13 protein-coding genes and 1 pseudogene are annotated in these 14055 nt (G+C 62.6%); 10 read left to right on the forward strand and 4 right to left on the reverse strand.

Annotated elements, in window-relative coordinates:
- The 6 genes from E7813_RS19970 to E7813_RS19990 all read left to right on the forward strand — a co-directional run.
- Nucleotides 1-1111 (forward strand): polysaccharide biosynthesis/export family protein (locus E7813_RS19970; protein ID WP_291576861.1); only part of this gene is annotated, 1111 nt, incomplete at its 5' end.
- 222 nt (nt 1112-1333) lie between these two features.
- Entirely contained in the window at nt 1334-2389 is a 1056-nt protein-coding gene (locus tag E7813_RS26215) for a tetratricopeptide repeat protein (protein WP_363331193.1), read from the forward strand.
- 207 nt (nt 2390-2596) lie between these two features.
- Entirely contained in the window at nt 2597-3214 is a 618-nt protein-coding gene (locus E7813_RS26220) for a hypothetical protein (RefSeq protein ID WP_363331194.1), read from the forward strand.
- The gene (locus E7813_RS19980; RefSeq protein ID WP_291576863.1) at nt 3211-3891 is read left to right on the forward strand and encodes an alpha/beta family hydrolase; all 681 of its coding nucleotides are present in this window, start codon (nt 3211-3213) and stop codon (nt 3889-3891) included. Before E7813_RS26220 ends, E7813_RS19980 begins: the two co-directional genes overlap by 4 nt.
- A gap of 48 nt (nt 3892-3939) precedes the next feature.
- A complete protein-coding gene (locus E7813_RS19985; RefSeq protein ID WP_291576865.1) occupies nt 3940-4134 on the forward strand; it encodes a hypothetical protein in 195 nt (64 codons plus the stop codon).
- 66 nt (nt 4135-4200) lie between these two features.
- Nucleotides 4201-4620 (forward strand): VOC family protein, encoded by a 420-nt coding sequence (locus E7813_RS19990; RefSeq protein ID WP_291576867.1) that lies wholly within the window; start codon nt 4201-4203, stop codon nt 4618-4620.
- Between the two features lie 49 nt (nt 4621-4669).
- Here the strand turns inward: E7813_RS19990 and E7813_RS19995 are convergent, their stop codons facing one another.
- Nucleotides 4670-6001 carry a DUF2330 domain-containing protein gene (locus E7813_RS19995; RefSeq protein ID WP_291576869.1) on the reverse strand — a complete coding sequence of 444 codons (1332 nt, stop codon included), beginning with the start codon at nt 5999-6001 and terminating at the stop codon, nt 4670-4672.
- Entirely contained in the window at nt 5998-6813 is an 816-nt protein-coding gene (locus E7813_RS20000; protein ID WP_291576871.1) for an RnfABCDGE type electron transport complex subunit D, read from the reverse strand. Before E7813_RS20000 ends, E7813_RS19995 begins: the two co-directional genes overlap by 4 nt.
- A 229-nt stretch (nt 6814-7042) precedes the next feature.
- On the opposite strand from E7813_RS20000, the gene E7813_RS20005 reads away from it, so the two are divergent.
- Together E7813_RS20005 and E7813_RS20010 are read left to right on the forward strand one after the other, a co-directional pair.
- The gene (locus E7813_RS20005) at nt 7043-8626 is read left to right on the forward strand and encodes an AMP-binding protein (protein WP_291576873.1); all 1584 of its coding nucleotides are present in this window, start codon (nt 7043-7045) and stop codon (nt 8624-8626) included.
- A gap of 26 nt (nt 8627-8652) precedes the next feature.
- Nucleotides 8653-10317, forward strand: a complete 1665-nt coding sequence (locus tag E7813_RS20010; RefSeq protein ID WP_291576876.1) for an amidohydrolase — start codon at nt 8653-8655, stop codon at nt 10315-10317.
- A 53-nt stretch (nt 10318-10370) separates the two neighbouring features.
- Here E7813_RS20010 and E7813_RS20015 read toward each other — a convergent pair.
- Nucleotides 10371-11597, reverse strand: a pseudogene (locus E7813_RS20015) (molybdopterin cofactor-binding domain-containing protein); the annotation flags it as partial.
- Nucleotides 11598-11872: 275 nt separating this feature from the next.
- On the opposite strand from E7813_RS20015, the gene E7813_RS20020 reads away from it, so the two are divergent.
- Nucleotides 11873-12661 (forward strand): alpha/beta fold hydrolase, encoded by a 789-nt coding sequence (locus E7813_RS20020; RefSeq protein ID WP_291576878.1) that lies wholly within the window; start codon nt 11873-11875, stop codon nt 12659-12661.
- Nucleotides 12662-12829: 168 nt separating this feature from the next.
- Nucleotides 12830-13504, forward strand: coding sequence for a dienelactone hydrolase family protein (locus E7813_RS20025; RefSeq protein ID WP_291576880.1), 675 nt, complete (start codon nt 12830-12832; stop codon nt 13502-13504).
- A 135-nt stretch (nt 13505-13639) separates the two neighbouring features.
- On the opposite strand, the gene E7813_RS20030 is transcribed toward E7813_RS20025, so the two are convergent.
- Nucleotides 13640-14055: polysaccharide biosynthesis/export family protein (locus tag E7813_RS20030; protein WP_291576882.1), on the reverse strand; the 416-nt coding region annotated here is incomplete at its 5' end.

Here is a 14055-nt window from a genome sequence, read left to right on the forward strand (position 1 = left end):
GCTGAGCGCATGCGGATCGGCTGGCCCAAATCTTTCCACCATGATGAATTCTCAAACATTTGCGGCTGACAAGTTCGAGATGGTCAATGTCGATAGTCAGGTGATCGACCGGCTGGCAAAAGTTCCCTCGCCGACACTGAATGCGAAATTCGGCGACTATCGCCGCCCACCTACTTTGCTACTCGGTGCGGGCGACGGGGTTGTTGTCACGCTTTGGGAGACAGGTTCCTCGGGTGTGTTCGCCTCGGCAGGGAATACCTACCCTGGCTCCAGTCAGAGCGCACACGGCGTAACAATTCCTGAGCAAGTCGTTGCGGAGGACGGAACGATCCAAATACCCTATGTCGGCCGGGTCAAGGTTGCAAATAGCACACCAAGACGTGTCGAAGAGATCATAGTCGGCAGTCTCAAGGGCAAGTCGATGGACCCTCAGGCCGTGGTACAAGTCAGCAAGAATGTCACAAATGCGGCGACCGTTACAGGAGACGTGACAGGGGGCGGGGTTATTCCTCTGTCACCCAAAGGCAGCCGAATTCTTGAGGTGATTGCGTACGCTGGAGGATTGCGGGTGCCAGCTTACGAAACATTTGTAACCCTTTCGCGGCATAACGTGATGGCGACAGTACCATTTGCGCGTATCTCGATGGATCCAAGCGAGAACGTGTACGTGCATCCAGGTGACATTCTCAATGTTTTCCGCAAGCCGCAAATCTTCACCGTTTTCGGCGCTACTGGACGCAACTCTAAGTTTTCGTTCGACCGCTTTGAGGTTAACCTGGCGTCAGCGCTTGGGGCGGCCGGCGGGTTACTTGATAATCGGGCAGATCCAAGTGCGGTTTTTGTATTGCGGCATGAGACCGCAGGTTTCGTGGAAGATATTCATCCCGAAAGCCGGCTAGCCCAGGCCGGGCAATCGGTGCCCGTGATCTATCGGATCGATTTTAGCCAACCCAGCGGCTACGTCAACGCACAGTCTTTCCAAATGCGGGACGGAGACATGGTCTATGTTTCCGATGCGCCCGGGGCTGAAGTCCAGAAATTCCTGCAAATCGTCGGATCGGCAACGGGGCCTGCAACGGCAGGCGCAACGATCTACGCAGGGGCGCCATAGCCTCGCGTCGCAAGCACAAGAGTACGACCTGCGTAGGCAAAGCTTACACGTTCGAATCGTGTCGGGTGCGTCACGTATCCGGCATGGAAATTCAAAACCGTACCCGGGCGTCGCCAGGACCTGGCGAAGCGCCTGCGCGAACGACGGCCAGGACGTCGTAGGCTTCCTGGCCATTACAGAATCATCTATGGCTTGAGGTTCCGGCCACGTTGAAATGCGCTGATGAATCGCCGCGAACGCAGGGCAACCGCCAAAACCTCCCGGACAACCCTGAAATCGCCGGCGGCAAGCACGCCCGCTGGGCTCTACCAAGCCGGCCTGCAGCATTTGAGCGCCGGGCGGCATCTGGACGCTCAAATCTGCTGCCAGCAAGCGCTCGCGATCGACGCGGAACATGCCGACACCCTGCACCTGATGGGGCTGTTGGCTCTCCATACCCGTCAATACGATCATGCCGTGGCGTGGCTGGCGCGCGCCATCCGGCAAAATCCAAAGACGGAATATTTCTCCAGTCTGGGGCTCGCCCTGAAGCACCAGGGACGGCTCGAAGAAGCCCTCAAGGTGTTCGACAAGGCCGTGCAGCTCAAGCCTGACGATGCCGAGTTGTGGAAGCATCTCGGCGGCGTCCCGTCGGCGCTCGACCGGCGCACCGAGGCGCTGCTGAGCTATCAGCATGTCCTCAAGCTCAACCCGCGCCATTGGGAAGCGGCCTATCAGAGCGCGGTTCTCTTGCATGAGTCGAAGCGGTTCGAGGAAGCGCTTGTCCATTTCAACCTGTGCGCCGAATTGCAGCCCGATCACGCGCCGACGCTGCTGATGCGCGGGCGTTCGCTGCGCGGCCTGAAGCGATACGAGGAGTGCCTGGCCGATAGCGAGCGGGCGTACGCGCTCGACCCGGCCGATCCCGTCAACTGCAATAACATCGGCGACGCGCTGTTGTTGCTCGGCCGAAGTGAAGAGGGGCTGCCGTGGTTCGACAAAGCGCTGAAGCTGCGGCCGGATTTTGTCGACGTCCTCGTCAACAAGGGTTTTGCGCTGCTTCAAATTCACCGGTTCGACCAGGCGTTTGAGATTTACGATCGCGTGAAGGCGCTGGCGCCGGATAATGCCCGGGGCAGTTACCATCTGGCGCATCTTCAATTGTTGACCGGCAATTTCGAGGCCGGCTGGGCCGCGCGCGAAGCACGCTGGAAAATACCGGAGCTGTCGGCGGAGTATCCGAAGTTTCCTCAACCCAGTGGCTCGGCAAGGAATCGATCGACGGCAAGACCATCCTGATTCGTTTTGACGAAGGGTTGGGAGACACGATTCAGTTTGCGCGCTATGTGCCGATGGTGGCTGCGCAGGGCGCGCGCGTCATTCTCGTCGTTCAGGACGCGCTTTGTCCTTTGCCGTCGGGAATATCCGGCGTATCGGAGTGCCTGCCGGCCACCGCAGCCTCCCTCCCGGCGTTCGACATGCACTGCCCCATCATGAGCCTGCCGCTTGGCGTTCGGCACGGAGCTTGAGACGATTCCACCGGCAGCCTGTCTGCCTGCTCCCGCCGCCGGTCGCGTTCAAGCCTGGGAGAATCGCCTCGGCCCCCACGATCGGCTGCGGATCGGTCTGGTCTGGTCCGGCAATCCGAAGCAGGCCAACGATCGCAACCGGTCGATGCCGCTGCAGGTCTTGACGCGGCTGCTCGACGTCGATGCAACCTTCGTCAGCCTGCAGAAAGATCCGCGGCCCGAAGACAAGGCGCAGCTCGGCGAGCGCACCGACATCATCGATCTTACTGCCGACCTCACCGACTTTGCTGAAACGGCGGCGCTGGTTTCCTGCCTCGACCTCGTGATCACGGTATGTACCAGCGCCGCCCATCTGGCGGGCACGCTGGGATGCCCGACCTGGGTGCTGTTGCCTTACGTGCCCGATTGGCGCTGGCTGCTCGACCGCGACGACAGCCCCTGGTATCCGGCCGTTCGCCTGTTCAGGCAGTCGGAAACCCGCGACTATGGCAGCGTCGTGGATAGGGTGCGGACGGAGCTGGTTGCGGCGGTCGCCAAATTCCGGTCCGCCAAAAGCCGCGTTGAACCGCCAAAACATACCGGACAGATGCGATGACAGTCGCCGGCGCGCAGCAACTCAAGATCGAGACCGGAAATGCCGGCGCCGTCTCCGCGCTTCTCATTCTGCCCCCGCAGGCCCGCGCGTGTTTTGTGCTGGCGCATGGAGCGGGCGCCGGAATGACCCATCCGTTCATGGAGACGGTGGCGACCGGGCTCTGCGACCGCGATGTCGCAACGTTGCGCTATCAGTTCCCGTACATGGAAAAAGCCGGCAAGCGGCCGGACAGCCCGCCGGTCGCGCACGCCACGGTGCGGGCCGCGGTGACGAAAGCCGCGCGGTGCTGCCCGGGACTTGCGTTGATCGCCGGCGGCAAATCGTTCGGCGGACGCATGACATCGCAGGCGCAGGCGATCGCCCCGCTGCCCGGCGTCGTTGGACTGGCCTTCCTGGGGTTTCCGCTGCATCCCGCCAATAAACCATCCGAGGAGCGCGCCAAGCATCTTTTCGACATCGAGGTCCCGATGCTGTTTTTGCAAGGGTCCAACGACAAACTGGCGGAACCTGGGCTGCTTGAACCTCTTATCGGGAAGCTGGGGCCGTCGGCATCGCTGCACCTGGTGCCACACGCCGATCATTCCTTCCATGTCCCGGCGCGCTCGGGACGCAATGACCGCGAAGTGATGAGCGAAATTCTGGATAAATTATCGGCGTGGATCGGCGCGATCGCGTAACGTGGCGTTCGTAAGCGTCACCCCTTACCAACAGAAAGCGACACCCGGATGAGCGAACGACTTGAGACGCTGAAAAAGGCGCGCGAGCGAATGACCGAGGACCGCGACGCCTTTGCCAAGACCCTGGCCGCGCCGTTCGATCGCGACAAGGCCGAGCGGGCGCGGCTTAAATTTATCGAGACCCAGGCGGTGATCGACGCCATCGATCGCGCCATCGCCGGCGAACAGCCTGGGCCTGGGTAAACCCGCGCCAGCCAGCCCGCAGCCAGTGCGGCCGACGCGCGCGAAGCCGCGACGAAAGGATAATCCATGCCGGTTCAAGTCAATGCGCTCGATCACCTCGTGATCAATGTCAGGGATGTGGCTCGTTCGGCCGAATGGTATCGAAAGATCCTCGGCATGGAGATCAGGGTGTTCGATCCGGGCCCGGGCAAAACCCCGCGGACGTCGCTGCATTTCGGCGGCCAGAAGATCAACGTGCGGCCGCTTGGCGCCGACAAGGTCGAGTGGTTCACCGCCGATCATGAAGCGGCCGGCAGCGACGACCTGTGCTTTCTCACCTCGAGCACGCCGGACCAGGTGGTCGCCCATCTGAAGGCTTGCGGCGTCGCGATCGAGGAGGGTCCGACCGCGAAACAGGGCGCCCGCGGCACGCTGCGGTCGGTTTATTGTCGCGATCCCGACGGCAGCCTGATCGAGATTTCGTCGTATGACGACCAGGCGTCGTGACGTCGATGCGACGGCGCCACGCGCGCGATAACAATTTCCCTCGATCAGCTTACTTGACCTGCTGGCCCGTCAGCGCCATCCGGCCGGTAATATCGGTCCGGTTCCAGCCGGTCAGGTCTTCGAGATTCTTCGCCTCCCGGGTGAACCGCGCCGGAAGCTCGTTGCGATAGGTCGTCGCCGCCGGGCAGGTCGACGGACCCTGCCACGGATGATGCTGCACGTAGCGTCCCTGGAAGTTGGACCGGTCCCTGGTTTCCATGAACACGATGTCTTCGGGGAAGGACCTGGCGTCATAGCGGACATGAAGCCTGGTCACGAAGGCATCGGACCCGCCACCGCCCGAATACCGGTTGGTGCGGAATGCGTCGTCTTCGGCGCTGCCGATCCATCGCGCGCCAAGCTCGACAAGCTCCTTGTTGCTCAACGGCTCGGCGGCGCAAGGATCGCACCAGCCCATGTCCCAGGCATATTCGACAAATACCGCGTGCATGTTTTCGCGCGACACCGCGCGTTCGAACAGCGCCTTGTAGAACGGCCCGAACTCGTCCTTGACGTAAAGCGGAACATCGATGTCCGACGGAATCTTCACGGTGCGGTAGTTGGTGCTCTCGATACGCCCGTTTTTAGTCAGCGCGTAGATGATGAGGTCCTGCGGACCCTTGGCGTTGACGGTGCCGAGGCGCAGCGGAACCATGAATTTCGCGCTCTGATAGCGCACCTGCAACGGCCGCAGGTAGCCATTGCCGAGCCCCTTCATCCGCTCGAGGTTCACCTTGGCGACAAAGAAACGCATGTTCTGCCTGATATAGCTGCCAAGCACATCTTCAGCCCCTTGCGGGATCCGGTACTTGTTGTCGGTCAGCCAATTGACCAGCCCGTTGCTCTCGTTTGCCGACAGGATCAGGACATCGTATTCGCCGACGTCGTAGCTCGCTTCGATCGTTACGCCATATTTTTTCTGCACCGCGGTATCCTGGACGGACCTTGCCACCGGCATTGCCGGCATCGTACTCGCCGTCATCATCATCCGCTGGCACGGATCGTCGTCATGGTATTCGACCAGGCGCGGCGCGGTATAGTGATCCAGATGATCGATGGTTTTGGGATCGACCACGCCGATCTGCTTGCGCTCGATGAAGGTCGGCACCGGCACCACCACGGCGAATTCCTTGGTGTCGCCCTCGAAGTCGCTGGCCATGGTGATCGCGGTCTGATCGCCATCGCGCGCCAGCACGACCTTTGACGAGGTATTGAACAATTTCGAATCGGCCTGCGCGACATAGAAGCCGCAGAAAGCATTGGCGGGGCCCATCGCAAGCTGCGCAAGGATCGCAGCCATGGCGACACCGGTCTTCAGAGCATGCGCGGCGCGATACGTCATCGTAAAACTCCTTGAGGGACCGGATCGGCCCAGGTGAACCGCTTCGCAGGCAACAGCCTGTCGATCAGGATGGTGGCGGGGGAAATGATAATCAGCGCGAAGTAGAGCGCCGGCCGCATCTGCATGAAAAACGCCATGTAATGCGCCAGCAGCGCAACCGCGAAGGCAAACAGGAAGCGTCCGAGCGCCGAGTCCGGCGTGGTGCGCGGATCGGAGATCATGAAGAAGGTGAAGATCAGCAGCGAGCCGCTTTGCAATTGATGCAATGGAATAGCCAGGGGATCGCCGAGCCACCACGCCCGCGCCAGCAGCAACGCCGCGTGACTTCCGAAAAAGAAGATCGCGATATCGGCGCGCCGCGCGGCGCCGAGCACCAGGATCGCCAGAAATCCGGTCAGCGCCGCGAACCAGACCTCGGCGCCCCATTGGCCCGGAGAAATCCACACCCCGTTGGACGCCAGCAACAGCACAACGATCGCAAGGCCGGCCGGATTCCAGATGTGCTTGCCGTCAAAACGGAGCACGAATTTGGAGCCGATCGCGATCACGGCCGCCGCGGCATAAAGCCAAAGCGCGTCGGCGCGCAGCAACAGGCTGAGCGACAGGCCGCTAATCAGCGGTGACCGCAGGTCCAGATGCGGCAGGCCCGCGATCCGGGAGCAAACCAGCTGGGTGAGAAGGGCGCTGCCGATTGCGATGGCGCTTGGCAGCGGCCGGGCACCGAAATCGATCAGGATAAAATTGATGGCGAGCAAGCAGCCCAGTGCGGCAATCTGGAAATAACGGGCATCGGGTAGCGGCCGGCCCGTCATCAAGCTTCCCCCAGGCATCAAAACCCTCTTCAGCGGATCATGGCTTCGCTCTGCGGAGCCAAGGAGTTGGGTTCGAAAATGCGGCGGGAGTGGGACCCGCCATTGGCGCGCGTTGCCTTTTTTCGCACCCCACCCGCAGGTTCTGACGCAATTTGATCCGGGCTTCGTCCGGTGGCACAACTCGTTCCAAGAATGAGGAAGCAGCCGGCAAGGCTGCGTGGGAGGCTAAATGCCGCATTCAGCGCCGCAGGGCATCGTGGGCCCTTTTGCCGGGATGGACGTGCCGTGGCTGTTGCGGATGCAGGCGCAAACACGCCGCGACCATCCGTTTCTGATCTGGGCGCCGTTCGATGCGCCGGCGCGGAGCTGGACCTACGGCGAATTCCATCAACGGGTCGGCGCGCTGGCGGCCGGCCTTGCCGCCCGCGGCATCAAGTCGGGCGAATTCGTGCTGATCCATCTGGATAACTGCATCGAAGCTGTGATGGCCTGGTTCGCCTGCGTCGAGCTCGGCGCCATTGCCGTGACCACCAACACCCGTTCGGCGCCGGCCGAGATGGAATATTTCGCGGATCATTGCGGCGCGGTTGCCGCGATCACCCAGCCTACTTATGCGGAGACGATCGCGAGACACTGCCGAAACCTGCGCTGGCTCGCGGTGATCTCGCACGACGCGGGCGTCGCGCCGGCGCAAGGCCACGCCGCACCGCATGGCGATCGTTTCGAAGCGCTGTTCGCCGACAGCGCCGACCGGCCGCACCGCACGACCGACCCGTGGGCGCCATGCAGCGTGCAATATACCTCCGGCACCACGTCGCGACCGAAGGCGGTGCTATGGACCCATGCCAACGCGCTGTGGGGCGCCAAGGTCAACGCGTCGCATCAGGATTTGCACCAAGGCGACGTGCATCAGACCTACCTGCCGCTGTTTCACACCAATGCCCTGGCCTATTCGATGCTGGCGTGCCTGTGGGTTGGCGCTTCCTGTGTGATCCAGCCGCGGTTCTCGGCGAGCCGGTTCTGGAATGTCGCCGTCGAGCATGGCTGCACCTGGACCTCGACGATTCCGTTTTGCATGAAGGCGCTGCTGGAGCAGGAGATTCCGAAACGGCACAAATTCCGGCTGTGGGGTACTGCGGTGTGCGAGCCGCCCGCATTCGCCGCGTTCGGCATCAGGATCGTCGGCTGGTGGGGCATGACCGAAACCATCACCCACGGCATCGTCGGCGAGGTCGACCAGCCCAATACGCCGATGTCGATCGGCCGCGCCGCGGCGGAATACTCGCTCCGCATCATCGACGACGATGGCACGGCGGTGCCGGTCGGCGGCACCGGCAATCTCCTGATCAAGGGCGTTCCGGGACTGTCGTTGTTCGCCGAATATCTGCACAACGAGAAAGCCACCCGCGAGAGCTTCGACGAGCACGGCTACTTCATCACCGGCGACCGGGTCACGCTGCTGGACCACGGCTTCATCAAGTTCGGCGACCGCGCCAAGGACATGCTGAAGGTCGGCGGCGAGAACGTCGCGGCTTCCGAGATCGAACAGGTTATCGCCATCGTGCCCGGCGTGCGCGAAGCCGCAGTGGTCGGGAAGAAGCATCCGATGCTGGACGAGGTGCCCGTGGTGTTCATCATCCCGCATGCCGGCGTCGAACGCGCGCCGCCGGATCTGCACGACAGAGTCATGGCCGCCTGCCGCAATGCGCTGGCGGATTTCAAGGTGCCGCGCGAAATACGCTTCGTGGACGAGATGCCGCGCTCGACGCTGGAGAAGGTCGCGAAGGCGGAACTACGGAAACTGGTGGGGTGAATCCTATGGCACGATCTCCAAAACCAATGCGCGCTGTTGCTGTGGCGATCGTTGGCAGCCTGCTGACAACCGCCGCTTCGGCCCAGACCGCCGACACCGTCCTGTTCAACGGCAAAATCCTCACCGTCGACAGGGATTTTTCGACCCAACAGGCGCTCGCGATCGACCATGGCCGGGTGCTGGCTTCCGGCACCACGGCTGCGATGAAGAAACTCTCGGGCGACAAGGCAAGGCTGATCGATCTCGGCGGCCGCACCGTCATTCCCGGCCTCACCGACGGGCATATTCACGGCATTCGCGCCGCGCTGACGTTCGGCACCGAGGTGAACTGGATCGGCGTTCCCTCGCTGAAGCAAGCGCTGGAAAAAATCCGCCAAGCCGGCAAAACCCAGAAGCCCGGCTCCTGGATTGTCGTCGCCGGCGGCTGGACCGAAGAACAATTTCAGGAAAAGCGCCGACCGAACGCGGCCGAGGTAGCGGCGGCCGCACCCGATAATCCCGTGTACATCCAACATCTCTACGACTGGCTGCTGCTGACGCCGAAAGCGATGGAGGCGCTCAGCATTCACGACGATTCGGACGTGACGCCCGGCGGCAGGCTCGAACGCGACGGCGACAATCGCCCCACCGGCGTGGTCATCGGCAACGGCAACACGCTCGGAAAAATCTTCGACCATCTGCCGCAACCGACCATCGAGCAGCAGGTCGATGGCTCCAAAAAGTTCTTTCGCGAAATGAACAGCCTCGACGTCACCGGCATTGTCGATGGCGGCGGGGTCAGCATGTATCCGTCGAAGTATCAGGCCGTGTTCAAGCTATGGCACGACAAGCAACTGACGGTGCGGGTCGCCTATCACCTGTGCGCGCCGAAGCCCGGCAACGAGTTGGCGGACCTGCAAAACCTGACGCAGTTGCTGCCGCAAGGATTCGGCGACGACATGCTGCATTTCAATGGCCCCGGCGAAATCCTGATCTGGGCGGACTGGACCGACGGCGACATTACGCCCGACGGCAAGGCCGGGCTCGCGGAATTGCTGCGCTGGGCGGCCTCAAAGGGCTACACCATCCAACTGCACTGGAATCCGGACCGCACCGTGGACAACCTGCTCGATGTCGTCGAAGACATCAGCAAGGATTACCCGGTGCGCGATCTCCGGTGGACCGTGCTGCATCTCTACAACGCGTCCGAGGACCATCTGAAGCGGATGAAATCGCTGGGTCTGATCTGGGGCGTGCAGGACGGCCTGTATTTCGGCGGCGAGAAGCTGCAGCGCGAGGTCGGCGTCGAGCCGGCGCGGCGCCTGCCGCCGATCGCAACGGGGCTGCGTCTTGGCCTCACGGTCGCCGGCGGCACCGATGCGCATCGGGTGTCGTCCTACAATCCGTTCGTTTCGCTGCAATGGTATCTCGACGGCACCACCATCGGCGGCATCCAGACCCGTGGCGATGCGGAGGCACCGAGCCGCCGGCAGGCGCTGGAGATGTACACCCGCAATTCGGCGTTCATGGCCAATGACGACGACAGTCGCGGCACGCTGGAGCCCGGCAAATTCGCCGATCTGGCGGTGCTGTCAGCCGACTACCTGACCGTGCCGGTCAAGGAGATCGGGAAGATCAAATCGGTGCTGACGATGGTCGGCGGCAACGTGGTGTATGCTGCCGCGCCGTTTGCGAGCCTGGCGCGCCCGTAAAAAATCCGCCGGAAGCAGGCTTCCGGCGGATCGTTGTTGTCGGCTACTGCGTCCTATGCCTTGCTCATCGCCGCCTTGACCGCATCTGCCGTGATCGGCAGGGCGCGGACCCGGGCGCCGCAGGCATTGAAGATCGCATTCCCCAGTGCCGGCGCGATCACCGTCACCGCAGGCTCACCGACGCCGGTGGCCTTTTCACCGTTGGCGATGACGCTGATGGCGACTTCGGGCAACTGGCTCATCCGCAACGGAGTGTAGGTATCGAAGTTGGTCTGCTCGATACCGCCATCCTTCAGCGTGGCCTTTTCGAACATCGCGAGCGACAGTCCCCACAACGCCGCACCCTCGACTTGGGCGCGGATGTTATCGGGATGAACTTGCGTGCCGACGTCGGTGGCCACGGTGAGCTTCTTGACCTTGACCTCACCGGACGGCGCAACCGCAACATGGGCCACGCAGGCGGTCCAGCTTGCCGTCGCCCTTTCCTGCGACGAGACGCAGGCGACGCCCATGCCGTCGCCCTTGGGCAATTGCTTGGTGCCATATCCGGACATGCCCATCGCGGCAAGCAAGGTGTTGCGCAGGCGTTGCGCGCCACCGGCATTGGCGCCCGTGCCGTCGAGCATGTCGATCCGGTACTGCGCCGGATCCTTGCCGACCGCGTGGGCGAGTTCGTCGACCATGCTTTCGACCGCCCAGAAGGTCCATCCCGGCGCCACCGACCGCAACTGGCCCGACGGGGTGGCGTTGTGCGCCATCTCGTTCAGGATGGCGCGGACGGTGTGATTGGGCACGGTATAGAAGAAGTCCGCGCCGTTCACGGTGAAGCCGTCAAGACCGCCTTTCTTGTCGACCGAGGGCGTCAGGAAATCAGGGATTCCCCAGCGCTTGGTCGGCCACGCGCTGACCACGTCGTGGTTCAATGCGATCAGCTTGCCGTCACCGTCGAGACCGGCCTTGACCTTCTGGAACGTCAGCGGACGCGAGAAGTCCATGGTCATGTCGTTTTCGCGGCTATAGATGACCTTGACCGGTTTGCCGACGGCCTTCGCCGCCTGCACCGCAGGGACCATCATGTCGGCGTCGAGACGCCGGCCGAAGCCGCCGCCCAGCCACATCTGATGCATCACGACGAACTTGGGATCGACCTCGGCTGCGCCCGCCGCGATCGCGCCGGAACGCGTCGCGAACTGGTTGCCAGAATAGAGGTGCCAGATATCGCCCTTCAGCTCGGCGGTGGCGTTCATCGGTTCCATCGGCGCATGGATGTTGATGTTGGTGGGGTCGATGCCAGTTGGCGCAAAGGATGATACCGTTCCAGTCGGGAGGCAACGCAAATTAGAAACGGTCGAAGAGAACATAATTTCGAAATTGACGTTGTGCGTTGCGGCAACGGCTTTGTCGTAAAGTTGTCGACGGAATCATGCCCACTCCAGGCGAACGCGGCGATGCCGGCGCCGAAGTTGGGCAATTCCCATCGGCGGACGGATCGCGCTAGAGTGAGGCCGCAACAAAACGCGTGGAATGCCTGCCAGGGAATTGGCCGGGAACGACGATGCCTAAAGTCAATCGCAACGGGGTCGACATTTATTACGAGGTCCACGGCAGCGGTCCTCCGCTGTTGCTGACGCACGGCTATTCGTCGACATCGGCGATGTGGCAGGGTCAGATCGAGGCGCTGTCGAAACATCACAAACTTGTGTTGTGGGACATGCGCGGTCACGGCCGGTCCGATTATCCGCACGATCCCGCTTCCTATAGTGAGGCCCTGACGGTGGCGGATATGGCGGCCGTGCTCGATGCGGTCGGCGCCAGGAGCGCCGTCGTCGGCGGACTTTCGCTTGGAGGTTACATGTCGCTGGCATTTTACCGCGCGCACCCGGAGCGGGTCCGCGCGCTGTTGATCATCGATACCGGACCGGGTTTCAAGAAAGACGACGCCCGCGACGCCTGGAACAAGCGCGCGCACGACACCGGCGACCGCTTCGAGCGCGAAGGCCTCAGCGTTCTGAAATCCGCCAGCCGGGAACGCTCCGACGCCAGTCATCGCGATGCATCGGGCCTGGCGCGCGCCGCGCGCGGCATGCTGACCCAGCGCGATGCCCGCGTGATCGAACTGCTGCCTGACATCACGGTGCCGGCGCTGGTGGTGGTCGGCGCCGACGACGCGCCGTTCCTCGCCGCCTCCGACTACATGGCGGCGAAAATTCCGGGCGCGAAAAAGGTGGTGATCCCGGCCGCCGGTCACGCCGTCAATATCGATCAGCCGCAAGCGTTCATCGACGCGGTGTTGCCGTTTCTCGCCAGCCTCGACGCCAAACCGAAGCAGAAGGCCGCATCATGAAGATATCGGCGGCAACCGACTGTTCTCTCGCAACGACCGGCTTTATCTGCAATTCCGCAACGGATTGGCCGGCTGGAAGGGCGACTTGCTGGATGCGGCAACAACAAGCGGCGGGCCGCGATTGAAATCTAACCTCGACAGATGCAACCCTCAACCAATGGATGACCCGTGGGAAAAGATATCAAACTGACGGCTTCGGACAATTTTCAACTCGGCGGCTATCGCGCCGACCCCGCCACCGCGCCCAAGGGGGCGGTGGTGGTGATCCAGGAAATCTTTGGCGTCAATCACCACATTCGCGCGGTTTGCGATCGCATCGCCGGCAACGGCTATGTCGCCGTCGCGCCTGCGATCTTCGATCGCATCGAACCCAACTTCCAGTGCGGCTATTCGCCCGAAGAGATCGCGGTGGCGCGCAGGTTCGTCGTCAATCCCGACTGGACGGCGATGTTGCGCGACACCCAGGCCGCGGTCGACGCGGTGAAAGACGTCGGCCCGGTCGGCATCGTCGGCTTCTGTCTCGGCGGCAGCGTGGCCTATGCCGCCGCCACGAAACTGTGGGGGCTGACGGCGGCGATCTGTTACTACGGCGGCGCCATCGCTCGTTTCGCCGACGATAAGCCCAAGGTGCCGACGCAATTGCATTTCGGCGAAAAGGATGCCGGCATTCCGCTGACCGACGTCGACACCATCCGCGCCAAGCGCCCGGATGTCGAGATCCACGTCTATCCGGGGGCGCAGCAAGGCTTCAACTGCGAGGAGCGCGCAAGTTACGACAAGGCGAGCGCCGATGTCGCTAGACAACGCAGCATCGCGTTCTTTGCCAAGCATTTGAAGAAATAGAAGGACTCGTGATGCGCGGGCTGACCCGCGCATCCATCAAGACAGATATTTTTGGAAATGATGGATTGCCGGGAGCGCAGACAAGTGTAGGTCGTCTGCGTAGGGCAGACTGCTATGTCCGGCAGAGACGGATCGTTAAAACCAGCGTTCGCCGACGAGGACGGTATCGCCGGGGCTGATCGGGGTACCGAGCGGCACCACGATGCGCATCGAACCGGCGCCATCGGTGTGGGTCAGCGTGACGCGGTCGCGCCGGGCGCGCGGCGAGAAGCCGCCGGCAATCGCGACCGCGCTTTCGACGCTCATATTGGGCACGTAGGGATATTGGCCGGGGGCGGCGACTTCGCCCAGGATGAAGAACGGCCGGTAGGATTCGATCTCCACCGCCACCGAAGGATCCCGGATGTAGCCGTTGCGCAGCTTGCCGGTGATTTCCGCGGCAAGCCCCGCCGGCGTCCGCCCGCGCGCCGGCACCGCGCCGATCAGGGGCATGGTGATGGAGCCGCCGGCATCGATCGCATAGGTGTTGGTGAGGCCTTCCTGGCCAAAGA

Source organism: Bradyrhizobium sp., from assembly GCF_004799405.1.
Classification (GTDB): domain Bacteria; phylum Pseudomonadota; class Alphaproteobacteria; order Rhizobiales; family Xanthobacteraceae; genus Bradyrhizobium.